Genomic DNA, 26,444 nt, shown 5'->3' on the forward strand with positions numbered 1-26,444 from the left:
ATTTCAGGACGGGATCCCGGGGATTTACTCGAACCCGAGCGCAAAGGCAGCATCGAGGTCGTGCTGCGAGTAGGCGCGGAAGGCGATATGCGTGGTGGTGTGGACCACCGACGGAACCTTGGACAAGCGGTCTGCGATGACGTCTGCCAGGTCTTCATGCTTGGACACGCGTGCCACCGCGATCAGGTCCCATTCGCCAGTCACTGAATAGACCTCGCTGATGCCCTGGATGGCCGAAATCTGTTCGGCGGTTTCCGGGATGCGGGAAGCGTCGGTCTTGATCAGGACAAATGCGGTGATCACGTGGGGCCTTTCCGAAAAAAGCGTCATTGCGGACGCTCTCCAGCGTAGTGCATATGGTCTGTTCCGGTCCCTGTCAGGAGCGGCTGTGGCGTTTCCCCGAAAGCCTGCCTGCGATCGCCACAATCCCGCGGAAACCCAAGAGCAGGATGCCCAGGGCAAGGAGTGCCACAATCACGAAGGGCAACACGACGCTTTGGCCGGTGAGTGCCCTGAGCAGCATTCCCACAACGAGCGCGCCCATCCACACGGCGACTCCGGCGGGCCAGATTGCAAAGGGCCTGGCCCACACCCGCAAGGCCAGCCATGCTGCGGCGGCGCCCACCAGGAATGGCCAGGCGGTGAGGAACGCGCCGCCGATGATGTCGCCACGGGCATGGGCGTCACGTCCTATGGCGGCGAAAACAAGGATCAGGATGAGGTCACCGGCGGCAGCGAAAATCCACCGGCTCTTGGGGGTAGGCATGCAACCGACACTATCCATGCCCGGCGGATATCGCGAAGCGGGGGAACTTCCGTTGATTGGCGGGCTCCTTACCGGGACGTCCGGCGACCAGGCTGCGTTTCGCGGATCAGCGCCGGTGACCCGCGCCGCCGTCGGGCATTGTTCCGAACGCTCCGGAGCGCTAGCCTCAACCGGGGACGGCTTGTCCCGACGACATGGGAGGACCAAGGCAATGCAGAAGATTTCCACGTGTTTGTGGTTCGACGGCCAGGCGGCGGAAGCAGCCGATTTCTACACCTCGACCTTTGACAACGCAACCATGGGGCAGTCCATGCCAGGGCCGGATGGCCGGCCCTTGACGGTGGAGTTCGAGCTTGAGGGGCGGCAGTTCATGGCCCTGAACGGCGGCCCTGCCTTTACCTTCAACGAGGCCATTTCGCTGGTGATCAACTGCGATTCGCAGGAAGAGGTGGACCGCTACTGGGACGCCCTGCTGGTAGGCGGGGAGGAAAGCATGTGCGGGTGGCTGAAGGACAAATACGGGCTGTCCTGGCAGGTCATTCCCAAGGGCCTGACAGAAGTGCTCACCGGGCCGGATCCTGAGGGTGCCCGGCGTGCCATGGAGGCCATGCTTAAGATGCGGAAGCTGGACCTGGCGGCACTGCGGAAGGCTTACGACGGCGACTGAAGAGACACCGCGACAGGCACCTGATGCCGCTGCTAGCATGGCCGCACGGCGACTTGCGCGCCCACCACAACCATGAGGAGAACACTGCTATGACATCGCGCCTCAACCCCTACATCTCTTTCCGCGACAACGCCCGGGACGCCATCACCTTCTACGAGACGGTCTTCGGCGGAGAACTGACCATCAGCACTTTCGGTGACTACCAGGCCAGCCAGGATCCCGCCGAAGCCGACAAAGTGATGCACGGCATGCTTGTTTCGCCGAACGGCCTCACACTGATGGCTGCGGATACGCCCAACGGCATGGAGCACAACCCCGGAAACAACATCTCCGTATCCCTCAGCGGTGAATCGTCGGATGAAGCTGAACTCCGCGGCTACTGGGACAAGCTGGTTGATGGCGGCACCGTCACCATGCCACTTGAGAGTGCTCCCTGGGGCGACGTCTTTGGCATGTGCGTTGACAAGTTCGGCATTGCCTGGCTCGTGAATATTGCCGGAGAGCAGCCGGCACAATAGTTTCAACCGCAGGCTGGCGAGGTGCCCTCCCCGGAGTTCCGGGGAGGGCACCTGCATCTGGGGAACGGGGGAGGAAGATGGTTGATGTCCAGCATTTCCGCGTCCTGCTGGAGCGTGAGCGGGACGCGAAGCTGGCCCTGCTGGCCGCCCTTCGCGGTGACATAGCCTCGGTCAGTGCGGCGAGGGTGGACTCGAATGTGGATGACGAGCACGACCCCGAGGGCAGCACTATTGCCTTTGAGCTCTCGCAAGCGTCCGCGCTGATGGAGCAAAGCCGGGTCGGACTTGGCCACATTGAGGAGGCCTTGGCGCGTATCGCCGCCGGTACCTTCGGGATATGCATCGTTTGCGGGGTGGAGATACCGGAGGGGCGGCTCGAGGCGCGGCCGTGGACGCCGTACTGCGTCAATCACGCCTCGGTCGGTCGCTGAGCGTTCCTTCCTTCTAGGCCGCGGGGCCGGGTTGCCATTCGTCGTGTGCTGGCCCCTGTTGATCAGTGCCAGCCGGAGTCGAAGTCGAACGATCGGCCGCGGCCGACTGCCGCCGGCTGGCGATGAGGAACGGGACGGCGATGATCTCTATGACTCCGGCCATGGCCAGCGATGCCGGGTAGCCATAGAGATCGGCACCCCGCCCCAGCAGGGGCTGTACCACAACGCCACCGCTGGATCCTATGAGCGAGTCGAAGCTCAGGACCGTAGCACGCTGCTTGGAAGGAATCATGTCGTTGACGTAGGCCTGGCGCACCGGCATCGCGGCTGAACCCACAACGGCCCACACGGCAAGGAGCACCAAGGCAACCCAGAACACCCGGGTGAACCCGAGGACCAGCAGGATCACAGTGCCCGCCACACTGGAGAGGATCAGTACCGATGTGCGTTTGTGGAACAAGCTGCGGGCATGCGGCGCCAACCAACCTCCCAGTACCTGCGAACCGGCAACGATGGCGGCCGCAAGTCCGGCGATCGAATAGGCTTTCGGGTCGCCGAACAAATCCAACAGGAACGGCTGCAGGGCGTAGAAAACATAGATCCCGACGCCGGCACTGAAGGGAGCCGCCAGCATCACGTACCGTACGGGCGGGTTTTTCAGGCCGTTGTCGATCGAGGCGGCCAGGACCGTCCGGGTCGCCTCCAGGGGGTGCGTTGACCGCTCCGGCGAGAAGCCGACGTCGTGCATCAACCACAAAGCCACGGCGAACATCGCCACCAAGACCAGGACGCGCAACAGGAACGGCACACCGAGGTTGGTGGCCTGGGCAATGACGCCACCTGCCACGGAACCAACCAGCATGGCAACACCTTGGACCATCTGGCCCCGGCCGAGCACGGTCTCGAGGCCGCCCTCGTAGCCGGAGAAGCGCAAGGCATCGACGAGCCAGGCCTCCACCGCCCCTGAAAAGAAGGTGAAGCCGAGTCCCAAAAGCACCGAGACCACCGCCCACATCCAGAACGGTGCCGAGATCTGCCACATCACGTAGTACAAATAGGTGGACGCTGCCAAGGTGATGGTGCCCAGGAGGAACGAAACCCTTCGTCCCCATCCATCGGCCACCACGCCGGTGGGCACTTCGAAGAGCACCATCCCCGCGGTGAAGAACGCGTTCGCGGCGAAAGCCTCAAGGTTGCTCAAGCCAGCATCGAGCAGGAAGAGGGTGTTGATTCCCCAGATGAACGACGCGGCGATGGTATTGCCCAAAGTCAGCGTCAAATAGACGCGCTGGATTTTCCTGGCGGCATCATTCATGGTGTCGCCGCGTCCTTCACCACGAGGATTGGCCACCTGCTCATTCTCGTACCGTTCCCACCCTTTAGCCAGAGGCTGTGGGAGGGGCGGCGGCTAGGTTTCGTGCGTGGTGGGAATGTCCTGCGAGGCTGCCCATTCGCTGACGTCCCGGCGCTCAATGGCTGCGGCCATCAGGTCCGGAAACAGGTCCGGCGTGCAGGCAAAAGCAGGCACCCCAATCCCCGCCAAAGCGGCTGCGTGGCTGGAGTCATAGGAAGGATGGCCGCTGTCGCTCAAGGCAAGCAGGGCGATCATGGTGGTGCCCCCACCCACAATCGAGGCTGTCCGGCGAAGCATTTCCTCGGCAATACCGCCCTCGTACAGGTCGCTGATGAGTACCAGCACCGTTTCTGTAGGTTTGGTGATCTGGTCCTGGCAGTAGGCAAGGGCGCGGTTGATATCCGTCCCGCCACCAAGTTGCACGCCGAAGAGCACATCCACGGGGTCGTCGAGGTCCTCAGTGAGGTCCACGACTTCGGTATCGAACACCACCAGCCGTGTGCTGACAGAGCGGACGCTGCTGAGGACCGCGCCGAAGACACTCGAGTACACCACGGATTCAGCCATGGAACCGGATTGGTCGATGCAGAGGATGATGTCCCGCTGGATCTCGGTACTGCGGCGGGCATGGCCCAGGAGGCGCTCGGGAACAACCGTGCGATATGCGGGCTGGTAGTGCTTGAGGTTGGCCGCTATGGTCCGGTTCCAGTCAATGTCCCTGTGGCGTGGCCGACGTGTCCGGGCCGAGCGGTTGAGGGCCCCGGACACGGCTTGGATGGTCCGCGCCCGGAGCCGGTCTTCAAGTTCCTTGGTCACTTGCCGGACCACCGAGCGTGCCGTCTCCCTCGAGTGTTCCGGAATAACCCGGCCCAGCCCTACCAAGGTGCTGACAAGGTTGATGTCCGGTTGGACGGTGCGCAACATTTCCGGTTCGAGGAGAAGCTGCCGCAGGCCCAGCCTGTCCATGGCATCGGCCTGCATCACCTGAACCACGGACGACGGAAAGTATCCTCGAATGTCACCCAGCCACCGGGCAACTTTCGGACTGGAACCGCCCAGTCCGCCTCTTCCCTTGGTGGGCTCACCGTAAAGCTCTTCCAGGGCTTGGTCGCGCCGGGTATCTGCGGCCGAGAGCTCCACTGGCTGGCCGTTTGGCGTGGACACGCCGTCAGCGTCGTGTCCACCCAGCACCAGGCGCCACCGCCCAAGGCGTCCACGACCGCCGTCGTCTTGGGCCGGATTGGTGGTCATGCGGTGATCTCCCATCCCAGGAACCGGGTCATGGTCTTGATCGCGGGTCTTGCCCCGGCAAAGTCCAGCAGGTTTTCGGTCCCTTCGAGCGGCGCGCTCCCGTCGCGGCTGAGCTGTTCGCCGATTTCCCGGCGCTCCGGCTTGCTGAAGGCGGAGAAGGTCCTCCGCAGCAGCGGCAGGACGTCCTCAAAAACGTCATCCTGCACGCCATCAATCCAGTTATCGACGATCCGGAGGAGGCGGTGATCATGGATGAGCAGGGTGGCGTCGCCGGAAAGCAGGCCGTCAAGCCACGCTGCAGCCTGCAAAGCCGGCGTGGCAACCGACAGTCCACGGCTCAGGCTTGCCGCAACACGCTCTTGGTCGATGACACCCGCATCCAGGAGTAGCCTCGTGGCACGCCCCGCAACGGAACCATGGATCCGCTCCGAACGGGCCACCGCCATCAGTGCCGCATGCCAGTCGTCAAGGGGGAGGTCCGGGAGGAGGGACAGTCCGTCCTGTGCCGAGTCGATGGCGCTCCTCATGGTCGCAGCAGCGTCATCGTCAAGGCCGGCGCACGCCACGGGCAACCCAACACATGCCCGTACGGCGGTGACTTCAAGGATCTTCCGAACCGCGGTGACGTCCACTCCACGAACGTTTCCGTAACGGCACGTGCGGGCTAGCGGCGCGATGGTCTCCAGCAGGGGTGGTACATCATGTTGTAGCGCTGTGCGTTCCGCAAGGGCCTCGACGACCCCTGCAATGCCATCGGGCAGCTCGGCAAGCAGGCAGTTGGCCAGGAGTTCGCCCAGCTCTGCGAGCGATTCGGCCGACTGGGCCCGTTCAGAGACGATTGTCGCCGCTGCGCCGGAGACGGTGGTGCCGTACAGGCTGGCTTCCACCACGGTGATGGCCAGCTCGGGCCGCCACTGCAGCGTCCAGGCTTCCTTGAACGTTCCTGTGGTTCGCCCTGTTTCCGTTTCGACACCCCAGTCGATGCCAAGCAACGCGAGCCGATGGAGGAGCACAGACCGTGCCAGGTGGTTCGGCTTTCGCAGGTCAAGCACCATGGTTTCCTCCATGGCACTGGTTTTCATCCTTAGCTTGCGTTGGGTGGCGTTGAGGTCTGCCGCCAACGGAACGGTGGGGACGCTGTCCGGAACAGTTCCAAGGTCAATGCCGATGGTGAGTTCGCGGTGCACCAGGACCAAGGGCAAAGGAGAGCCGTCACAGAGCACGGTTTGGGTGGCGTCGTCCAGCTCGGGCAGGCCCGGGCTGGGGCGTCCCCGAACCGCCGCAAGGAGAGTCGCCATCCGGCTTGCCTCAACCACCGAGGCCGTGGACGCATCCAGGTTTTCGCGGCGCAGGGCGTGAGCCACCCTGACCAGCCACGTAGTGGCGACGTCGGCTTCCATTTTCGGTTCCGTCCAGTGCGCGAACAGGTGCTGGTACCAGCCGGGCGAGCTGACGCCGGCCCCGTAGCCGCTGCGCAGGCTCAGCCTGTCGGAGGTCCAGGGCACCCACGTTGCAGAGACTTTCACTTTGGGCAGTCCGGCCAGGACTCTGTTGTCCGCTGCAGCAGCCGGAAAGGCGTCGGGCAACAGCGCGGGCGCGTGGTAGGCGCCGCAGACCACTGCAATCCTTTTGTGGCCCTCCCGCATTGCGCTGCGCAGGGCCCGCCGCATGGAAGCTTCACGGCGGTGGTTCTCCACCACATCCGGGTGGTCATCCGGGCGTTCGTCCAGGACCCGTATTTCCGCGATCGCATCGATGAGGGCTTCAAAGCGATCGGTTGGCCTCGTGTTTCTGTGTTCTACGGCGTCTTCCCACCATCTCTCAGCATCGGTGTACCCGGCAGCGCTTGCAAGCATGGCGATGGCATCGGGCCGGTATGGTTGGCGATCCGATGCCGGCGGTTCGGCCACGGGCCCGTCTTTTGAGGCTCCTGATTCTGCCGCGGCTTCCACTTGGGCTTCCGCTTCGACTGCAGCGCGCCGCAGCGCGAAGCTGTTTGCGGCGGGAAGGTCGATCGCGCGGACCTGTGAACCAGTAGACAGGGCCCATTTGATCGCGACCCATTCCGGGGAAAAGGACGCCATCGGGTAGAACGAGGCAAGACGCGGCTCGTCGACCGCGTAAATGAGTCCGGCCACAGGAGGGACCATGCCGTGGTCTGCGATCAAGGGCAGCACCTGGTCCAGCTCCGGTGGCCCCTCCACGAGCACCAGACCAGGGCGGAGCTCCGCCAGGGCCTGCGCCACGGAGTGCGCGGAACCCGGTCCGTGGTGGCGGATCCCCAGGACGTGGACGTCACTCATGGCGTGAAGAACCCGTTCAGTTGCTGGATTCGAGGTCGCGGCAGGCCCGGTAAAGGTCCTTCCACTCCGGACGGTTCCGAACCACTGTCTCCAGGTACTCCTGCCAAATGACGCGGTCTTGGACGGGGTCCTTGACCACTGCGCCAACCAGGCTTGCGGCAACGTCGTCGGCACGGACCACACCATCACCGAAATGGGCTGCCAGGGACAATCCGTTGGTCATGACGGAAATGGCCTCGGCGGTGGACAACGTGGCAGACGGCGATTTGATGGTGGTCCGCTGGTCCTGGGTAACACCGGAACGCAGTTCGCGCATGACGGTCACTACCCGGCGGATTTCCGAGAGCGCGGCCAAGTCGGCAGGCAGCTCCAACGCCGTGCCGAGGCTGCGCACCCGGGTGCTGACGATGTCGACTTCCTGCTCAATGCTGTCCGGCAGTGGCAGGACCACGGTGTTGAAGCGTCGGCGCAAGGCCGAGGAAAGATCGTTGACGCCCTTGTCCCGGTTGTTGGCCGTCGCTATGACGTTGAAGCCCTTCCGGGCCTGCACCTCGGAGTTCAGTTCCGGAATGGGCAGGATCTTTTCGCTGAGGATCGTGATCAGGGAGTCCTGGACATCCGAGGGTATACGCGTCAATTCTTCAATCCGCACCAGGCTTCCGGTCTCCATGGCGCGCATGACCGGTCCCGCCACCATGGCAGCCCGGGATGGTCCCTCCGCGAGAAGCCGGGCATAGTTCCAGCCGTATCGCAGTGCTTCTTCGGGTGTTCCAGCCGTTCCTTGGACCACAAGCGTTGACGACCCTGAGATGGCAGCCGCGAGGTGTTCCCCGAGCCACGTCTTTGCCGTACCTGGAACGCCCAGCAGCAACAGGGCCCGGTCTGTGGCGAGGGATGCCACAGCGATTTCCACCAAACGCCCGGAGCCGAGATACTTGGGCGTGATGTCGACGCCGTTGGGCAGCGTGCCCCCCGTGATGTATCTCGTTACGGCCCACGGTGAGAGACGCCAATTCGGCGGCTTGGGTCGCTCGTCAACGGCTGCGAGGGCCTCGAGTTCGCCTTGGAATGCATCCTCGGCGTGGGCACGAAGAACATCGGTTCCGCTCTGCCCATCAGTTTGTTCATAGGTCATCGGAAGGCCTCCGTCAGGGATTGCAGGAACGATTGGTACTGGATGGCGTCGCGGAGGATGCGCCGGCGGGTGGCGTCGTCGTCGGAATGCCCAAGCATACTGCGGCACCGGTCCGCTGCCTCCGGTGGAAGCGCCGTTGGGAGCACCCCGGCCAGCCGGGCGGCCAGTAGTCCGCCGTTCTTTTCGGCAATGCGGTGGAGCACGGCTGCTGCCAGGTCTGCGGGCCAAGGACGCGGGATGTCAGCCAGCACGGGAACCAGCGTGAGCGTCAGTTCCGTACTGCTCCGGATGTGCTGTGCGAGGTAGTCGGACCGTTCGTCGGCCGGGAGGACGTTCAGCAGCGAAGTGTCAGTGAGGACTGTCAGCAGGGCCCGCACCCATGGCAGGTCGCCGCGCAGGGCCGCAGTGGCAGCCACTTGCCGCAGGATCCGGGCTTCGCCCTTGAGCAGCTTCACGGTGCCCTCGGGGTCCTTCCCGGATGCCGAGGACCACACCGTCAACGGGGCTCCACGAATGATGGTGTCGAGAAGGGCGAGCCTGTCCGGTTCACCCGATCGCGGGTGTGGTGCCAGCCCATCCCGCAGCCCGTCCGGGCCTGGCTCACCAGGCAGGTCAATCTCGATCCTCTTGGACAAGACGCCCCTGACGTGCAGCAGCGGCTCCAGGCGCCTGGCCATGCGGCCCGCCCGGGCGCTGTCCGGCAGCCGGTCCAACAATGCGGCGCCCACCTCCCGCACCGTCTTGGCTTTGTCATCCAGGGCGTGTTCAAGCAATGGCTCGTCGTCGGGGTTGAGGCCGGTGGCCAGGACCTCCAGGAACTTTGCCCGGTCGCGGGCGCTGAGTGTCTTCCACTGTGCCTGCAACTGCACGCGACCGTCGACAGGATCCTTGGCGCGCAGCCGTTCGAGTTCCACGGCGGCTTCGGCGCTGCCCAGCCCGGCCCAGTCCACTTCTGACGGGGCCGCCTCTGTGTCCTGGCCGACGGCATCCCGCCGTGACATCCGGCCGGCTGCGGCTCGCGTCCCGGGATCAAGACTTTGCAACCAGCGGCCTCGTGCGCCGATGGCAGGCTCCAAGTGATCCGCGACGGCGGTCCTGGCTGCAGCCAATCCGAACAACGCCGGCAGCAGCCGGTGCGGGACACGGCGTCGTGCATCTGCTGCCAGCTGAAGCCAGTCGACCACAAGCTGCCACCGCAGTTCCTGGCCCACAGGTGACTGGTTGAGCAGCAGGTCAAGGAGCCGGGCGGCCTCTGCGTTCGCTTCCGGTTGAGGATCGGCAGGAGCGGGTTCATGCCGGGGAGCACCCCTGGCTTCCGCTTTCCTTGAAGCCCGGGTGATTGCGTCGGCCAGCGCAGCCTGGCCAAGCAACAGTTCCTCGCTGGTCAGGCCAGGGGGCGGTTGGGCGGCAAGCCCGTCAGGAAGCGGCGGAACAGGGTGGCGTCCTGTTCCCACGAGCGCGGTGGTCCGAAGATCGTCGAACCAACTCATGGAGCCACCACCGCTTCGTCCACGACCACCGTGAGCGGGCGGAAGCGACCGTCCTCCATTTCGCCGAAAGCATCCACCGGGTGTCCACCAGTGATGGCGAGCAGCGCATCCAAGGGTGCGTCGACCAGTGGCAGCGCCCTGCCGGAGCCGTCCCGGACCCAGCCGGAGTCGTCGGGGGCGAAGCTGACGCCACCCAGGAGTATGGGGTGCCGTATGCGCCACGGCGATGCGGCGACGGCGGATGACTCGCGTTCCAGGGCTTCGTCGATGCTGACACCCGGCCCCAAGGTGGTGGCGAGGCCCTGCGTCTCAGCCGTGCCGGCGAACATGGCGCGACGCGGGGCGGAACCGGGATAGAGAGCCACTTTCGCGTCCAGGACCGCGCCGGCCAACTGCGGGACGGCGAGCCCTTGGCCTTGCCCGGCGAAATCGAGGACGACGACGATCATTGCGTCGGGCGCGCGCAGCCACGTCCGCTGCTGCTGCAGTCGTCCGTCGTCGCTCCGATGGGCTCCGAGAACCAGCCACGGTCCAGGGATCGCGTCGCCCGCCAGGACATCCGCCGACGCCGTGGCCCAGCCCAAGGCAGCCCGGACGTCTGCGAATTCGTCCTTCGTAAGGCCATCCCGCCCTTCCCAGGCCTTGGTGAGTGCCCACCAGCGGCCGGCGGTGAGGAACAAGTGATTGGTCCAGTCGGGCCGGCCATGAATGTCCGAGGCCATGCTCCGGACCTGATCGGCAAGGCCCGGCAATTGAGCGTCCACGAGCCTGGCCGCCACCCCGTCCCACCAGGAATAGGGCTGGTTTCGCGCGGCCGCAAGTCCCGTCCGGACAAGGTCCGTTAACCACCTGGAAAAATCTGCGATGCCCGCGTCCATCAACTCCAGCCGATCTGCCAAGCGCTTGGCCTGAGCCGCAGGATCGCCGGTTGGTTGTGCCTGCCGGCGCTCCCGTGCAGTGGCGCGTTCCGCCCGTTGGGCTGCCCAGTCCTCTGCGAAGTCCGCGGTAGCGGAACCGGAATCTGCTGCCTCACCCCGGGACCACATCAACAGCAAGGCCAACGCGTGCTTGCACGGGAACTTACGGCTGGGACAGGAACACCGGTAGGCGGGCGCCACGATGTCCACGCTGACTTGGTAGGGATTTTTCCCGCTGCCTTGGCATTTGCCCCATACCAAGGTGTCATTGCTTCCTGTTTCAGACCAAGGGCCGGGCTTGGCAAGCTTACGTGCGGCCGCCAGGGATGATGAGTCCGGGGCGGCGCCGACTACCCTCGCCTCGTCCCATCGCGCCATGGGAAACATTCTGCCCGAAGGCACTGACACAATTGAGCAAGACGGCTGCGTGGCCCGGAAGTTGCTCCAATCGCAGGATAAAGTGATGCCATGAAGTTGCCTGCCCCGAAGGTAGCAGTAGTGGTCATCGTCGGTGTGGTTGCGGCAGGCCTGGGCGTGGCCGTCGTCGCTGCCACACCAGGCTCCGAACCAGCGGACCCCGGCTATTGCAGCGCCCCCGGCAGCCGCGCAAGCCAGGTCAAGCAATACGTTGCTGACGGCTACAAGGACCCTGAGGACACCTCCAAGGCACTGCAAAAAGCCATTGACGATGCCGCAAGCGATGGCGGGGCAATCGTCCAGCTCCCTGAAGGGATCTTCACCTTGGACCGGCCCTTGGTCCTCAAAAACAACGTAGCCCTCAAAGGCCAGGGAGCATCCACGGTCCTGAAGGCCGGGCCGGGCTTCCTTGCTGGGAAGGGACCCTTTGGCGGGCATCCCCTCATCACCACCAACGGAGCCAACAACGTGACCATTGCGCAACTGACGGCCGATCAGAGCGGAAATGAGCTGAATGGCAATACTTCGGGGCGGTTGACCGAATATCTCGTTGACGTCAGGCATTCCACCAACGCGTTGGTTGAGGGCGTCCGGACCAGGAATCCCTTCACGTATTCCCTCGCCGTGGTGGCGAGCAGCAACTTCTGCGTCCGCAACAACGACACCCTGGCGGCCAGCAGTGGCACGTACGATCAGCTGGACGGAATCCACATCACCGACTCGCACGGCGGCATGGTGGAAGGCAACACGATCGACCAGGGCCAGGGAGCTGACGGCGACGACGGCTTGGTGGCCCAGTCCATCGGGGCGGCCGTTCATGACGTGACCTACAAGAACAACACCGTCCGCGGCGGCCCGCACGGATCAGGAATGCAACTGGCCGTGGGCAAGTTCGAGATCTACAACATCACCGTGACCGGCAATAAGTTCCAGGGTTCACCCAATGGCATCCAGACCGGTTACTACGACGGCAAGGCGGCGGTGCACGACGTCGGGATAGCCGGTAATACCTTCACGGACATGCCGGGTCCGTGGCTCGACTTCCACGGAGACCTCCGGAACATCAAAGTCACGGACAATACCCACTGCCGCACGGGCACCCTGCAACTCGGCAACGGCTCAGGAAATGTTGACTCCAACAACAGGGAAGCCTGTTAGCGGGGATTCTGCCCATGGGTTGGGTTTCAGCGGCTCCACGCAGGGACAAAATAGGTCTCCGCCCTTGCCGGTATATAGCCGTCAGGGAACAAGGCGTCAGCTTGCGTTGCGTATTGGCGGATCCGTTGCCGTTTGGCCGGGAGTCCAACATCCCAGGACCACGGCTCCAAACCCAGGCGTTGAAGCCTGGCGCTGTCCGGCCGTGATACCAGGTCATACGGGAAGTCCGAGTACAGGACGAGGCTGCGCGGATGGCCCGTCCCTGCTTCGCGGGTGATGAGGTGGTCCACGTGACGACCCACGCCGGCGGGGCAGAACAGGAGCTCGGCACCTGTCAGTGCCATGAGCTCGGCCACGTCTCCTTGGAGCCTGCCCATCATGTGGCGGTCTGCGCGGGAGACCCGGCCCAGGGCAATGTCGAAACGGTACGTGGGGTAGCAGTGGCTCAATTCGGGCAGGAGCCTGTCCCAGGCGGCGCTGCCGGGAGTCGCGGGCCGGCGCCTGCGGAACAAGGCATCCACGCCACCAAGATGAACGCAGCGTACCCCCATGGACTCCAGGACCATCTTGTCCTCGGCTCTGCGGGCCTCGAACAGCTCGCTTGCGACGCGGTGCGTGCACTGTCGCAGGAAGGACCGTGCAGCGCGGGTGTGTGGTCCCGGACTTGCCTCCGTGAACAGGGTCGCCACGATGATCTCCCGTCCGCGAGCCTGAGCTTCCATGAGGGCGCCGCAGGACAAGACCGCGTCGTCGAGGTGGGGAGAGAGGAACAGCCACGGAGCGTCGCCTTCGAGGGAACGTTCGATGCGGGATTTAATGGGCATGGGGCTCTCCTAGCTGGTGGCGTTCTCAAGGTCGCCGCAGGCATCCGCGACAGCAGCTCCGTGCGGGCTCAGGGCGGCCAGAGCGGAGCAGTAGGTGGTTGCTTGTTTGTCCGCGAGGGCGTCCCAGTCGTAGCCGGCAGCGAACTCCCGGCCTATGGCACCGGCCTTCTCCAGCCCGGGATCGTCGTAATGGCGCCGTATCGCCTGGGCGAGGGCGCCGGCGTCGAACGCGGGCACCACGCACCCGGCACCTGCCGGGACGTTCTCCCGCAAACACGGAATGTCGAAGGCTATAACGGGCGTACCAACGGCGAGGGCCTCGATAGCCACCAAACCGAAGGTTTCCTGCCTGGACGGAACCACCACCAGCCGGGCGTCTGCCATTGCCTGGAATTTCTGTTGACCGGAAAGCCAACCGAGGAACTGGACGCGGTCGGCAAGGCCTGCGGAGTCGATCGCCGCCCGTAATTTGGTTTCGTCCGGTCCGGTGCCGGCAATGAGGAGTTGTCCGTCAATGTAGCCGGCGGCTTCTGACCAGGCGGCGACGAGGAGATCCAGGCCCTTGCCGGTGAACTCGATCCGGCCAATACAGAGGACGTCCCGACCCCGATTGGACAGTACCTTCCGCGCAACGGGATCGACGCCGTTGCCGATGACATCCACGTGCAATGTGGGGTTCAGCATGGTGAGGCGCTCGGCTATTCCTTCTGAGACGGCGATGATCCGATGGTGGGTCCGGACACCAAACCGTTCCATCCAGTGCAGGGGGAGTTTGTATTCCCTGGCCTTATCGCGGGCGTGCAACCACTGAACGATTCCGATGGTGGGTGCGTTGGTCCATAGCGGAGCGGCCATGCTGGAGAAGGGGGCAAAGAAGTCTTCCACAACGAGGTCGACCGTTGAGCGGCGCCTACGCACTTCGAACGGCAAGCGTGCAACGTATCCCAGCAGGCGGGTGAGCCTGTTGTTTCCCTGGCCAAAACCCACCGGAATGTAGCGGACACCGTCCTGGACGCGTTCGGACCACCCCGGGAACCTCGTGGTCAGCACCGTCACGTCGAAGCCTTTGTTGGCGAGGCGCCGGTTGATCTGGTGGGTGCGGACGGATCCTCCGCCGGCGCCGGGCATCGCCGGATCCTCGAAGCCAAGATGGAGGATTTTCACGTTGCCCTACCGTTCCGTTTCATAGTTTTTGGACGGGATGCCGGTTCCGGTGGTTGCTCCGGAGTCCAGGACGGCCGGGGTGACATACCACAGGGTGGTGGCTCCGTTGGTAGGGCCGTCGACGCTGACCATGGGGGTGGCGTTTGCGGTGAGCCAGCGGAGCATTTCCGGTGTAGCGTATCCGTAGCCCTGGCTGGTGGGGTGCGATTGCGTGAGGATGTAGCTGGCTCCGGCGCCTTGCATGAGGGGCGCAGATGGCCACACTCCAAACCTCGGATCAGCTGCGAATGCGAATTCCGCGGTGCTGTTGGTCACACTGACGCGGGCGTCGGCGGGCAGGTTGCTGCTGACCCAGTCCCGTACCTGGACGAAGCCGTTGTCCACCGTCAGCACTGTCCGGACACCAAGGAACACGGTCAATGCCACAAATCCCAGGCCAAGGACGGCCAGCAGTTTCCGGCCCCTCACGAACCTTTCCCGCAGCTCCACCACAAGCAGTACGGAACAGAGCACCCCTGCGATCATGACGCCGTATCCGTACTGCTCTTCGAAGGTGCCAAAGGCGGCGCTGTAGGCCCCTGCGAACCCGAGGGCGAGCCCGGCCAGGCCGATCAGCCGGCGTCCGGCCCTGTGACTGAAGCAGAGCAAGGCCCCAGCGATCGGGCAAAGCGCCAGGAGGACGTAACTGGTGCCGAAGTGGCTGCTTTGGTCAAGGAGCCGCGCCACGATGTCGGGTGATCCCTCAGCCGTGAATCCGGTGCTCTTCTCAAGTCCGGAGGCCCGCAAGAGGCCGCTCGACTTCGCTGCCCACCAGTCCGGCAGGTGGCCTTGGGCTATGGCGACCGCGAGATAAACGGCGTAGGGGAGTGCTGCTACCGCGCTCACGACGGCGGCCTGCCGCCAAGGCAGCGTCCGTCGCCACAACACCGCCACGATCACGGGTGCCACGGTGCAGATGATGAAGAAGTCCTTGCAAAGGACCGCGTATCCGAGCAACAGGCCACCGGCGATCAGGCGTACGACGGCGGCCCGTCTGCCGGACCCGGTATTGCCTCCCAGGACCAGCAGGAAACCAGCCAGCACGGCGGTCATGGCCGATGTCTCCAGGAAGGCATGGCTGTTGTTGCGCAGGATGAAAGGTTCGAAGGCCAGGACGATGGCCGCAAGCCAGGCAGCAGCCGAACCGGCCAAACGGCGGACAAGCACGAAGCCCAGCCCCACCGTGATGGCTCCGAGGGCTGCATTAAGCCAGCGCAATTGCAGGACGATGTCCACGATTTCCCCGCTGATGCCGAAAAGCCGGATCACCCCGCCTTCGAGGAGGAAGTAGCCGGGCGGGTGCAGGAAGAAAGGCCCGTCCGGGAGCGTGGGGAACTGGCCTTGGCTGACGGATTGGCCCAACTGGACGTACAGCAGTTCATCCACCCACAGCTCGAACCCCCGGCCCAATCCGACCGCCCGGACCACAAACGCCGCAGAGGCCGCTACCAGGAAGCCCGTGAGTGTGCTGGCAGCGACGCCCGTTCCGACGCTGCGGAGGCTGCTCTTCAAAGGCGGTGCCACCCTGGAGTTCCGGCCGCTGGAGATGCTGTCAGTGGAAGCGGCAGGTTCGGCTGTCCGCCGTCGTGCGTTGCCTGGGCGCCTAAGCTGCAACAGCCCGCGCTGGTGGGCGAGCACCGCTACCCCGCTGACTCCTGCCAGGACAAGCCAGGCAACAGGCTCCAACCACGAGGCCACGGACAGCACCAGGACAAGCGCCAGCGTACCGGCCGCGGGCCGCGTCACGTCAGTCCCGGTCGTTTCGGCTTTCAGGACCGGTCTTGAGATAACCAAAAGCACGACGGCGGCAGCAACGGCGGCGGCAGCGGAACCGACGGCCATGCCGTCCACGGCCCCGAAGAGCCACCCGGTCCAGAGCCCGCCGACCACCAGCACGCACGCGCACGCAAGCCCCACTTGGCATCGACGGTAGGCGCGCAGGGCGAGAAGTATGGTTGCCAGCACCGTCAGGACGGCGTAACCCAGGCCTGCGGCAGCCAGCCAGGGCAGGAGCCCGAGGGAACCGTGGTACTTCTCAGGCACGATCACACCGGCAAGGGCCTGTGGAGCCGTGGCGATGATGGCAAAAGCCACTACGGCGAGTTGCGCGAACGATGAGAAGGCGGAGCCCAGGACCTTCCGGGTGTCGACTCCGGGGGTGCGAAGCAGCGGGAAGGCTACCAGGGCGGTACCTGCTGCCACGTACACAGGTCCCTTGGCGATGGTCGCCAGGGCTTGGAAGCCTGCCCCGGCCGGTCCTTGGTCGAGGAACGCCACGAGGACAACATCGACGCCCACCAGGACAGACACGACGCACAGCACCGAGGCGATATCGGCAGTTTCCGCCCATCGCCATTTCTCCTGCAGCACCTTGGGCCGCCACGTGAGGTCGCGGTAGAAGGACCACGGCACCGCGAGGAGTGCCACGGCCCCGATCGCGAAGCCAGCGACCGCGCCCACGGCGCCCCAGGCCAGGGTGACAACCAGGAGGCTGAACGCCAACCGCAGCAGGACCTCGCCAACGGTTGTGAGTGCGTACCACTTGAACCGCAATTCACCCTGCAGCCAGCCCGACGGCGCGGCCACCAGGAAAATGACCAGCGCCCCGAGAGCCACCGCCATAGCGAGTTGCGGGGTGGAGAAGGCCAGGGCCACGGCGCCGGTGACTCCCGCGGCGGCGAGACCGGCAAGGAGGGAAACGAAAACCGAGAAGGCCACACCGTCCCGCCTGCCCTCGGACCCCGCCGGATGGACTGCCACGAAGTGGGAGAGAGGCAAGGGCACCAGGGCGGAAGCAACAATGCCCACCACGCCCAGCAGCATCGCGGCAGCCGCGAACTGGGTGTAATCCTGGGTTGCCAGCAAGTTGGCCATGAGCAGCGTGCAGGCGTAGCTGACAACGCCCACGACGCCTGCCGACACAGACAGGAAGCCGCTGTTTTCAGCTACTTTGGTGCCCTCTTGGGTGAGTGGATGGCTTGCGGCTGCCTGCACGTCGGCATCATGCACGGTGTCAGTCATGTTCCCCCTTGGTTATGGCCACATCAATGTCATCTAGCGGGCATCAAGCGCATCGGCGGGCGAAAACCTGCTGCCCGGCCCGGCCAGGAGCGCGCTTCGTCCGGCCGGACGAAGCTCAGCCTGCACCACACCGAGCCGCCGCATCACGGCGAAAGCCTCGAACTCGTCCTTGCCCTTCATCAGGACAGAAACGTGGTTGCCGTGCTCCGCAAGTTCGTCCGTTGGCCGCATGGCGTTCCGCAGTCCCGTGCCCGCCGGCCCGGCGAAGCTGACCAGCGTGGACATGTCCGAATGTGCGTTGGCGTCATCCGACCGACCCCGGAGCCTCAGCCCTTCCTCCAGCAGTACGCCGGCCAACAGCTCGGAACTGCGTTCCCAGGTAAAGGAGCGAGCCCAGTCCCGGCACTCGGCGGAAATTCCACGCGCCACGTCCTGCCGCGACATGGTTTCAAGAGCAGCAACGAGTGCCGTTCCAAACTCTTTGGGAGTGTCAACGAGCCAGCCGGTGCGCCCGTCAACCACGGAATCGCGAATGCCCGGCACGCGGAGGGCCAGGCACGGCACACCCCACGCGGCAGCCTCAATCACCGAACAACCCCAACCTTCGGAAGCCGACGTCGACACGGTAAGCCACGCGCGGTTGAGCAGGGCGTTCCGTACGGCATTGGGCTGGTAGCCGTGGAACGTCACCGCGTCATCCAGGCCCAGGTCCATGGCGAGATGCTGCAGTCTTGCGCGTTCCGGGCCGTCCCCCATGATTTCGAGCCTGAGCTTTGGAACGCTCCTGGCGGCCACTGCGAACTGACCCAACAGCAGGTCCAGCCGCTTATGCGGCACGAGCCGGCTGACGACGGCGATGGTCGGCTCCGGATCGCGTGGCCCCACCGTTTGCGGGATCTCGATGGTTCCGTTGGGAACCACATGGATGGGGCCCTGGAAGCCGAGCTTCCGCAATTCGAGCCTGGTGGAGGGTGAAACCGCCGCGATGGCACGCCGCCCATAGACGGTCTTGGCTCCTGTGCTTTCCAGGAACCGCCCCACCGCTGCCAGCGGCGCCGAGAACCTGGTGCGGAATTGTTCCTGATGCACGTGGTGGATCAATTGGACAATAGGAGTATTCCTTGGGAGGAACGCCGGGGAAAAGAAGGGAATTCCGTTTTGGCAGTCCACCACGGCATCGAACTGCCCGCCGGTCTGCAACAGTTTCAACGCCGCGTGGGCGTAGAGTGCCAATGTTCCACCGCTGCGGAGAATTCGTATTCCATCAATGACATCCTCACCGGATTGCCCGGATTCGCGACCTGTAAACCAGGTGACTTCCGCGCCTGCACGAACCCAGTGAAGGGAAATTTCGTGCATGTATTGTTCGGCGCCACCGGCTTGGGTGTGTTTGACGTCCCGCCAATTGAGGACAAGGATTTTCTTCCCGGCAAGATGTGCAGTGTTGTTGCCGGGGTTCGGGGCAGAGTCGGTCATGGCATGGCTTTCTGCAGTTGAAGTACCGATGCGAAACTGGCGATTCCGTCCCGGAATGGTCGGAAGGTGGAGGCTGCGCCGTCGGTCCAGGCAACCGGCAATTCAATGATCCGCGCGTGTTCGTGCTGCAGGCGGACAAGCAGCTCCACGTCGAAGGCGAAACCGGTGGTGCGGCATTGGACCATGGCCGCAGTCAGGGCATCCCTTTCAAAGAACTTGAAACCGCATTGGGTATCCCGGATGTCTTTGACTTTTGATTTGGTCAAGACCCGAAAGGCCGTGCCCCCGAGGCGCCTGCCTATCTGTTGAGGCCGCACGAAGGTGGAACCCGGGGCGTGTCGGGACGCTATCACCGCCGCGGCACCTTGTTCCAAGTGCGCCATGGCGGCGGTGAGAGTCTCAACCGGCGTAGCGAGGTCGGCGTCGAAAAACCCCGTGTACTTGGAGGTTCCGCTCAGGAGGCCCCGCCTGACGGCTGCTCCCTTGCCGCGACGCGAGCACCCAATGAGGGAAATCGGAACGGAGTGGGAGCTGTCCCGGGAAATCTTGTCGACCACGGCACCGGTCTCGTCAACGCTTCCGTTATCCACCACGACAATGCGGGAAGACCACGGTTGGCGGGCCAGGAATTCGACAGTCTGGATCAGGGTGCCCGGTATTCTGGCGGCCTCATTGAAGGCTGGAATGATGACTTCAAGATCTACATTGGACCGTCGCAGGGATTCGGAATGCCGACGCGCCTGCGGGCCCCCATTACGTACGGTTTCGGTTTTGAGCGAGTGGAGCAAATCCACCTGGAACCTCCCATTAGTCAAACAAATTGACGTCGAGGTCCAAGCTATTGGGGGAGAGCACCATGTGGCACGAGTAGTGGCTACTCGAAAATTCCAGGCCAGGTTCCTGGTTCGCAGACCGAGTACGCAGTTTCCAAGCCAGGCCGATACTTGTAAGGTACCTGTTTGTCTTATTCCGGCTGGGTTACATAACCGTCACAGCGGATGCAGAAATGCTAGGCCTGTTGTGTTCTGCGGGCAAGCCCGCTGCAACCATGCACGTCAGGGAATATCGGCCTTCAAGGTGGACGGGCGAAGCCCGAGCATTACTGGCACAAGTGGTCCAGCGTTTCCTGTGCAGCCGAGACCATTTGCGCGGAATAGAGTCCCACGCGCCTGTTTACGGCCGCGTCGTCAGGGTCAGCCGGCAACGGCGGAAGTGCGAGGCCGATCGTGACCTGGCTGCCGCCGTCGTCCGTGCTGATCGACGCCGAAAGGTAGCCCGGGACGCTGCTTGTGTGGCCATACCGGTGGTCTGCAGCGCATCCGACACTGAACCGCTGCAAGCCCAGACCATAGTTGCCCAACCCGGTCTGTTTCATTTCTTTGACCAGCCCGGGGGAAACCACCCGGCCGGAGAGCAAACTCCGGTAGAAATCGTTGATATCGGCCGTGGTGGACACCACGCCACCGGCGGGGGAGCCCACCAGGGACTCAACCTGGGTGACGTCGACGCGATCGCTGCCGTCCAGCACGTAGCCGTGCAGGTTGTCCCGCGCTAACCTGTCCGGTTCGGCGAGGGAGGTCCTGGCCAGGCCAAGTGGCTGGAACAGATCATCCTGCAGTACCTTGCCCAGGGGCTTGGACCGGGCGTCCTCAATCAACAGACCCAAGACGAGGTAGTTGGACTCCGAGTAGTTGAAGAATCCCTTGTTGAAGGACTCCCACGGCAGCTGCGCCGCCAGGCGGAGGCCCTCCTGCATGCCGACCCTGGACTGCAAGGCGTCGCGCACGCTGAGGGACTGGAGGAGTTCGTGCCCAAAGTCCGGCAGTCCGGACGTATGGTTCAGCAGCTCCCTGACGGTTACGACCCCCGGCGGCTTCAACTCGGGCGCCACGCGCAGGAGTGCGTCGTTCACAGGCCCATCGAGGCTCAGCCGCCGCTCGGCCACCAACTTCAGGACCTCCGCGGCCACCATGGATTTCGTCACGCTGCCGGCTGCGAACCTGTCCAATGGCCGGGCGGGATCGTTGGTGGACAGGTTCCGGACACCGTATGCCTTGGACCATTCACCGCCAGGCCACCGGACCTGGACGACAACGGAGGTCACGCCATCCTCCAGGAAATGCAGGACCGTCCGCTCGAGCGGGTCCGTGGTACCGGGCGCCGGGGCAGGCAGGGGCGACGGCTCCGGCGGGCCGGCCGTGCATCCGCCCAGGAACCACAAACTGAGGCAAAGGGCCAGCAGCAACCTCCTGCGCCTGATGGCCATAAGCCCGTTCTACGCCGGGCACCGACCAAAAACCAGCGCCTCTTAGATGTGGGCGTTAGCGGTCCGGTCGGGTTAGTGCCACAGCCCCAGGGCGAATTCGGCGATTACGGCCGAGAGGAGGAACGACGCCGTGATGGCCACGAGGCCCACCGGAATGATCTTCCAGCCGATGTTGCGCAGCAGCGGGATGTCCTTGCCGAGGGAAAGTCCTGCCAAGGTCAGCATGACAGTAGCGATGGACAGGAAGTCCACTGTCTTGACGGCCTCGTTCAGCACGCCGGCACCGAAGAACCACGGGCTGGATATGTAGGCCCCGATGGTGGTGATGAACACGATCGCCGAGATTTTCCGCGTGATCTTCGCGAGCAGGAGGCTCACCAGGACCAGCGCCAGCATGATGCCGTAGCCGGCCAGGATGGACAGGCTCAGGCCCTTTGCCGCGACAGCCGCCGTGCCAACACCCAGGACAGTCAGGACAGAGAGTGAAAGCCACAAGGGCAACTGCATGTGCGCCGAGGACTTGGCGACTTCCTCACGGAAGCGACGGTTCTCTTCCGCCTGCGCCTCGTCGTGGTCATTGACGACGGCGATCCCCGCCTTGGGTGCGTTCGCCGTGCCGGCTGCCACCTTGTGCTCGTCCTTGTTCCGGGTCAGGAACTTGTAGAACTTGTCTGCCAGCGGAAGTGCGATGAAGATTCCCACGTACACGCCGAGGACCGTAGTGATGAGGTTCGAGACGGCGGCCATGCCCAGGATGGCATCCTGGTCGCCGGGGTAGGCAGCCACGATGCTGGCCGCCGAAGCCGCCATCATTGACCCGGAGCCAACGCCGGCACCCATGGCAAGGGCCAGCGGATCGAAGATCTTCCAGTTGGAGACGAGCGAGGTCAGCAGCGTGATGAACACGGCGCCGAACAGGGTGCCGAAGACGTACATCGCCAGAACCCCGCGGTACTGGTCCGAGTCGGGTCCGTACTTCTCAGAGACCATGGCGAAGGAAGGCTCGCGGTCCAGGGAAAACGTCGCACCTACCGTGGCCTTGCCCATGCGGAGCAGGACGGCAAGGGGGAGTGCAAGGACGATGGTCCCCAGGAGGTGTCCGACTTCCTGCAGCAACAGTGCCGGTCCTGCCTTGATCAGGCTGGGCAGGCTGGGGCCGATGTTGAAGGCCAGGCGTGCCACCAGGAGCAGGACGGCCACCCCCACCAGGGCAGAGGCGACGCGCTGGAGGTCAAGGCCCAGGGGCTTGAATTTCTGGATGGAGACGAGGAGGCCCAATATCAGGCCCCACACCATGGGGAAGATGATGATTGCGCCAATGCCGAGATCGATCTTGGCTTGGCCGATGAATTGGACAGCAAGGGCGATGACAAACGCCAGCGCGGCAATGGGGAGGGTCAGCCGCATACCGGCTTTGTCCGTCCGCGCAGTTTCGATGCGGGTGCTCATGATGTTGCTTCCTGGATCAGGGCTCCGCCGCGGTACGCCGCGTTGGCGAAGCGTTCTCTTTGTTGGGGATGGGTTGCGGCTCCGGCCACGGTCCAGGCAAGGGCCACGGCCGCCTCGAACATGACGTCGTAGGCCTCTGGGGTGTTGGCCAAGGCGGCGAAACCGTGCGAGTGGATGGGCACGTTGGCGCCGGGGATGCTGAGCCACGGGTGGAGCGAGGGGATGACCTGGGAGATGTTGCCCATGTCGGTTGATCCACCGCCCATTCCGGCGGACGGTGAGGTGTCCTTACCAAAGGCGTCCATGGCCTCGGTCCAGTGGGCGGCAAGGTCGTCGTCCTGGATCAGTGGTTCGTACAGTGGTTCGACGGCGCTGATCTCCAGGGTTGTCCCGGTGGCGAGGGCTGCCCCTTCGAAGCAATGCCTGACGCGTTGCAGGAGTGCTTCATATTCCGGCAGGGTGAACGCCCTGCATTCGAAGGGAACCACCGCGTGGTCCGGAATGATGTTGGTGACATGGCCGGCCTCGGCCACGTAGCAGGCGATCCGGTGATCCCCGGGGATCTGTTGGCGAAGCAGCCCGATGGCCACTTGACTGAGCACAGCCGCGTCCCCGGCGTTGACGCCAAGGTGCGGGGCTGCGGCGGCATGCGCCGCTTTACCGGTGAAGACCGCCTCATACCGCCCTACAGCCTGTGCAGTGGTACCGGCGGGGTTGTAGGTCACGCCGTCCTGTACGGGGTGCACCATGAGTGCCAGTCCCACTCCGTCAAAAGCGCCCCGCTCCCGCATCAGGGCCTTTCCGCCGCCGTGTTCCTCGGCGGGCGTACCTATCGCCTTCAACGTGATGCCCAGCTCGTCCACGTGGGGGAGGAGGGCGAGTGCTGCGGCTACCGATGCCCCTGCAATGAGGTTGTGGCCGCAGGCGTGTCCAACCGAAGGCAGGGCGTCGTATTCCACGCACAGGGCGACCGTCAGATCGCCGCTGCCGGCGGTGGCGGTGAAGGCGGTGGGAAGACCGGCTGTAGCGGTTGCTACCTCGAATCCGGCTTCGGCCAGTACAGCCGTGATGGAAGCGGCGGCCCGGACCTCCTCGAAGGAGAGCTCAGGGTTGGCGTGCAGTTCCTGCGACAGGGCCTGGACCCGTGGGCGCCAGCTTTCCACGCCGTCCTTGAGGGACCTGCGAAGAATGTCTTGTGGTGGGTGCGTGTGGCTTGCTTCCATTGCTTCTCCTGGTCTGGGGCCTTGGCTTGTATGGACAGCGGTTTAGTACGACAACGACGGGAACGGGGAGCCCGCGGCCCGCGTGGGCACCCAGATGGCCTTTGTTTGCGTGTATTCGTCCAGGACGCCGGGACCGGACGAACGGCCATGGCCGGAGTCACCGAACCCACCGAACGGAACCGCCACATGGATGGTCTTGTACGCGTTGATCCAGAAGGTTCCCGCCTTGACTTCGCGGGCCACATGGTGGGCCCGGGACACGTCCGAGGTCCAGACGGCCCCGGCCAGGCCGAAGTTGGTGTTGTTGGCCCGCGCGATAGCCTCTTCCTCAGTGTCGAAGGCATCCGCGCCCACTACCGGACCGAACACCTCGGTTGTTTCGAGGCGGTTCGACGGCGTCACGCCGTCCAGCAGGGTGGGCATGACCCAGTGGCCGCCGGCCAGGGCTGAGCCAGCCAGTGATTCAGGGAGGTTTCCGCTGGTGACCCGGCGGCCGCCGTCGTTCATTGCCGCTTCGATCAGCGAGGTGACCGTGGCGAATTGCCCGGGAGTGATGATGGGACCCACCTCGGTTTCGGCGTTCAACGGATCGCCCACGCGGAGGCGGGCAGCACGCTCGGCCACCAGTTCCACGAAGCGGGCGTGGACGCTGCGTTCCACCAGGAGGCGCGAACCGGCGACGCACGATTGGCCCGCGCCGGAGAAGATCGCGGAGATGGCACCGTCAGCGGCACGTTCCAGGTCCGCGTCGGCAAAGACGATGTTGGCGCTCTTGCCACCGAGTTCCAGCAACGCGGGGATGCCTGCCCCGGCAGCCGCGACGGCGACGCGGCGGCCCGTGGGTACCGAGCCGATGAAGCTGACCTTGCCGACGCGCGGGTCCGTGGTCAGGGCCGACCCCACCGTCTGTCCCAACCCGGTGGCCACGTTGAAGACGCCATCCGGGAGTCCGGCCTCATGGGCCAGTTGCGCCAGGCGAAGGGTTGAGGCCGGAGTGAATTCGCTGGGTTTGATGATCACGGAGTTGCCCGCTGCGAGGGGTGCTGCGGAGTTCCACCCTGCTGTGAAGAGCGGTGCGTTCCATGGAGTAATGGCCACCACGACGCCCCACGGCACGCGCTCGGTGTAGGTGTGCCAGTTGCCGGGTACCGGGATGGTCTGGCCGGTGAGTTTGTCCGCCCAGCCCGCGTAGTAGCCGAACATTTCTGCGACTTTGGCTGCTTCCGCGCGGGCGTCGCGGATGGGCTTGCCGGTGGTGGCCGACTCGAGGATGGCGAGCTCTTCGGTGTGCTGTTCGACGACGCGGCCCACGTTGCGGAGGATGGCCGCCCGTTCGAAACCGTTCAGTTTGCCCCAGGCTGCGGCGCCTCGGACGGAACTGGCCAGCAATGCGTCGGCACCTTCCTTTCCGGGGTCGGCGTAGCTGGCGAAGGGCTCGCCGGTTGCTGCAGCGGTGAGCGTGATGTGCTCGCCGGCGCCAGGTGCCACCGAGCCATCAACGAACGCGCCGAGGCCGGAGGGGAAGGCGGCGTCGAGGACTGCCCGGGCTGTGGCTGTGGATGATGCGGTGGGGAGTGTGGTGATGCTCAAAGTCGTTCCTTTGGTGCGTGGGGTGTGTCTTGGGGGGGGGTTAGGCGGCGTCGCTGGATGTCGGGGCGCCTGCGGGAGTGACTGCCGGCGCTACGGTCCGGGCGATTTCCGTGAAGTCCGCTGCCGGACCCAGAAGCGCCAAGGCTTCCTGCCATTGGCCCGCGGCCGCGGAGAGGAGCGCCGGCTGTTCGCCGATTTCACGGGCCACGTCGATGGCCAGGGCTGCGTCGCGGGCCATCAGGCCAAGGGAGAAGCCGGAGTCATGGGAGCCGCTCAGGACCCAGTTGGGGTACATATTTGCCGAGACCTTGCTGCCGCCCGAAGCGTTGCTGATGCTCTCAGCCGCCACCGCGGGGTCGATGCCGTAAGCCTTGGCCACTCCCAGGGCTTCACCCACTGAGACCAGGTTGGCCGCAGCGAGGACATTGTTGAGGAGTTTGACCACGTTGCCGCTGCCGGGTCCGCCGATGTGCGCAAACTTGCCTCCGGTCAGTGCCTGAAGGACAGGTTCGGCACTGGCGAGGGCGGCATCCGTTCCACCCACGAAGGCGCTCAAGGTCCCTGAGGCTGCGCCAGCCCGGCCGCCGGACACGGGGGCGTCCACGAAAGCGGCACCCTTGGACGCGGCGAGTTCCGCCATTGCCTTGCTGGTGCCGGGCTCGGAGGTGGTGGTATCCACGATGGCCACCACGCCGGGCTTTGCCAGCAGCGTCGGCACGGTGGCCTCGACGATCTTTGCCGAGGGGAGGGACAGCACTGCGTACGGGGTCCCTGCCGTGTCCTCGAGGCTGGCCGTAGTGGTGATTCCTCCCGCTGCAGCAGCGGTGCGGGCAGATTCGGAGGGGTCGAATCCGATGACGTCCCACCCTGCGGCGTGCAGGGTCGAGGCCATGGCTCCGCCCATGGATCCGAGGCCCACCACGGCGACGCGGCGTTTGGTGTTCATGAAGTACTCCTTTGGTCTTGAGAATGTAATGAGGGGGAA

Annotated in this window: 22 protein-coding genes; 4 read left to right on the forward strand and 18 right to left on the reverse strand. The window is 64.6% G+C overall.

What is annotated here, in order from left to right; genetic code table 11:
- Positions 1–24: 24 nt before the first annotated feature.
- Complete coding sequence (locus tag ACIPV6_RS01990) at positions 25–303, reverse strand: Lrp/AsnC family transcriptional regulator (protein ID WP_018777675.1); 279 nt, start codon at positions 301–303, stop codon at positions 25–27.
- A 73-nt stretch (positions 304–376) separates the two neighbouring features.
- A complete protein-coding gene (locus ACIPV6_RS01995; protein WP_400269284.1) occupies positions 377–766 on the reverse strand; it encodes a DUF3054 domain-containing protein in 390 nt (129 codons plus the stop codon).
- A gap of 211 nt (positions 767–977) precedes the next feature.
- Between ACIPV6_RS01995 and ACIPV6_RS02000 the strand changes: the two genes are divergently transcribed.
- The 3 genes from ACIPV6_RS02000 (at position 978) to ACIPV6_RS02010 (ending at position 2,382) form a co-directional block, all read left to right on the forward strand.
- A complete protein-coding gene (locus ACIPV6_RS02000) occupies positions 978–1,433 on the forward strand; it encodes a VOC family protein (RefSeq protein ID WP_400269285.1) in 456 nt (151 codons plus the stop codon).
- 89 nt (positions 1,434–1,522) lie between these two features.
- Complete coding sequence (locus ACIPV6_RS02005; RefSeq protein ID WP_400269286.1) at positions 1,523–1,951, forward strand: VOC family protein; 429 nt, start codon at positions 1,523–1,525, stop codon at positions 1,949–1,951.
- Positions 1,952–2,028: 77 nt separating this feature from the next.
- Positions 2,029–2,382 (forward strand): TraR/DksA family transcriptional regulator, encoded by a 354-nt coding sequence (locus tag ACIPV6_RS02010; protein ID WP_400269287.1) that lies wholly within the window; start codon positions 2,029–2,031, stop codon positions 2,380–2,382.
- A 13-nt stretch (positions 2,383–2,395) separates the two neighbouring features.
- On the opposite strand, the gene ACIPV6_RS02015 is transcribed toward ACIPV6_RS02010, so the two are convergent.
- From ACIPV6_RS02015 to ACIPV6_RS02040, 6 genes are all read right to left on the reverse strand, one after another.
- A complete protein-coding gene (locus ACIPV6_RS02015) occupies positions 2,396–3,697 on the reverse strand; it encodes an MFS transporter (RefSeq protein WP_400269514.1) in 1,302 nt (433 codons plus the stop codon).
- Between the two features lie 93 nt (positions 3,698–3,790).
- Positions 3,791–4,987: a VWA domain-containing protein gene (locus ACIPV6_RS02020; RefSeq protein WP_400269288.1), complete on the reverse strand. Its 1,197-nt coding sequence runs from the start codon at positions 4,985–4,987 to the stop codon at positions 3,791–3,793.
- Positions 4,984–7,290 carry a DUF5682 family protein gene (locus ACIPV6_RS02025; protein ID WP_400269289.1) on the reverse strand — a complete coding sequence of 769 codons (2,307 nt, stop codon included), beginning with the start codon at positions 7,288–7,290 and terminating at the stop codon, positions 4,984–4,986. Before ACIPV6_RS02025 ends, ACIPV6_RS02020 begins: the two co-directional genes overlap by 4 nt.
- Positions 7,291–7,306: 16 nt before the next feature.
- Positions 7,307–8,425 carry an AAA family ATPase gene (locus ACIPV6_RS02030; RefSeq protein ID WP_400269290.1) on the reverse strand — a complete coding sequence of 373 codons (1,119 nt, stop codon included), beginning with the start codon at positions 8,423–8,425 and terminating at the stop codon, positions 7,307–7,309.
- Positions 8,422–9,915 (reverse strand): DUF5691 domain-containing protein, encoded by a 1,494-nt coding sequence (locus ACIPV6_RS02035; protein ID WP_400269291.1) that lies wholly within the window; start codon positions 9,913–9,915, stop codon positions 8,422–8,424. Before ACIPV6_RS02035 ends, ACIPV6_RS02030 begins: the two co-directional genes overlap by 4 nt.
- Entirely contained in the window at positions 9,912–11,210 is a 1,299-nt protein-coding gene (locus tag ACIPV6_RS02040; RefSeq protein WP_400269292.1) for an SWIM zinc finger domain-containing protein, read from the reverse strand. The genes ACIPV6_RS02035 and ACIPV6_RS02040 overlap by 4 nt, the downstream gene beginning before the upstream one ends.
- A gap of 90 nt (positions 11,211–11,300) precedes the next feature.
- Between ACIPV6_RS02040 and ACIPV6_RS02045 the strand changes: the two genes are divergently transcribed.
- Complete coding sequence (locus ACIPV6_RS02045) at positions 11,301–12,407, forward strand: glycosyl hydrolase family 28-related protein (RefSeq protein ID WP_400269293.1); 1,107 nt, start codon at positions 11,301–11,303, stop codon at positions 12,405–12,407.
- Between the two features lie 26 nt (positions 12,408–12,433).
- Here the strand turns inward: ACIPV6_RS02045 and ACIPV6_RS02050 are convergent, their stop codons facing one another.
- From ACIPV6_RS02050 to ACIPV6_RS02095, 10 genes are all read right to left on the reverse strand, one after another.
- Positions 12,434–13,231 (reverse strand): PIG-L deacetylase family protein, encoded by a 798-nt coding sequence (locus ACIPV6_RS02050; RefSeq protein WP_400269294.1) that lies wholly within the window; start codon positions 13,229–13,231, stop codon positions 12,434–12,436.
- 9 nt (positions 13,232–13,240) lie between these two features.
- Positions 13,241–14,395: a glycosyltransferase family 4 protein gene (locus ACIPV6_RS02055; RefSeq protein WP_400269295.1), complete on the reverse strand. Its 1,155-nt coding sequence runs from the start codon at positions 14,393–14,395 to the stop codon at positions 13,241–13,243.
- A 6-nt stretch (positions 14,396–14,401) separates the two neighbouring features.
- Positions 14,402–17,455 (reverse strand): hypothetical protein, encoded by a 3,054-nt coding sequence (locus tag ACIPV6_RS02060; protein WP_400269296.1) that lies wholly within the window; start codon positions 17,453–17,455, stop codon positions 14,402–14,404.
- Between the two features lie 33 nt (positions 17,456–17,488).
- Positions 17,489–18,931, reverse strand: coding sequence for a glycosyltransferase family 4 protein (locus ACIPV6_RS02065; protein ID WP_400269297.1), 1,443 nt, complete (start codon positions 18,929–18,931; stop codon positions 17,489–17,491).
- On the reverse strand, positions 18,928–19,725 hold the full coding sequence (locus ACIPV6_RS02070; RefSeq protein ID WP_400269298.1) for a glycosyltransferase: 798 nt from the start codon (positions 19,723–19,725) through the stop codon (positions 18,928–18,930). The genes ACIPV6_RS02065 and ACIPV6_RS02070 overlap by 4 nt, the downstream gene beginning before the upstream one ends.
- 305 nt (positions 19,726–20,030) lie before the next feature.
- On the reverse strand, positions 20,031–21,197 hold the full coding sequence (locus ACIPV6_RS02075; protein ID WP_400269299.1) for a serine hydrolase domain-containing protein: 1,167 nt from the start codon (positions 21,195–21,197) through the stop codon (positions 20,031–20,033).
- Between the two features lie 72 nt (positions 21,198–21,269).
- Positions 21,270–22,646, reverse strand: a complete 1,377-nt coding sequence (locus ACIPV6_RS02080) for a DUF3100 domain-containing protein (RefSeq protein WP_400269300.1) — start codon at positions 22,644–22,646, stop codon at positions 21,270–21,272.
- A complete protein-coding gene (locus ACIPV6_RS02085; RefSeq protein WP_400269301.1) occupies positions 22,643–23,869 on the reverse strand; it encodes an amidohydrolase in 1,227 nt (408 codons plus the stop codon). The genes ACIPV6_RS02080 and ACIPV6_RS02085 overlap by 4 nt, the downstream gene beginning before the upstream one ends.
- Before the next feature lie 42 nt (positions 23,870–23,911).
- A complete protein-coding gene (locus ACIPV6_RS02090; protein WP_400269302.1) occupies positions 23,912–25,459 on the reverse strand; it encodes an aldehyde dehydrogenase family protein in 1,548 nt (515 codons plus the stop codon).
- A 40-nt stretch (positions 25,460–25,499) separates the two neighbouring features.
- Positions 25,500–26,405 carry an NAD(P)-dependent oxidoreductase gene (locus tag ACIPV6_RS02095; protein WP_400269303.1) on the reverse strand — a complete coding sequence of 302 codons (906 nt, stop codon included), beginning with the start codon at positions 26,403–26,405 and terminating at the stop codon, positions 25,500–25,502.
- Positions 26,406–26,444: the final 39 nt, after the last annotated feature.

This window comes from Paenarthrobacter sp. NPDC089988, assembly GCF_044748465.1.
In the GTDB taxonomy this organism is placed as follows: domain Bacteria; phylum Actinomycetota; class Actinomycetes; order Actinomycetales; family Micrococcaceae; genus Arthrobacter.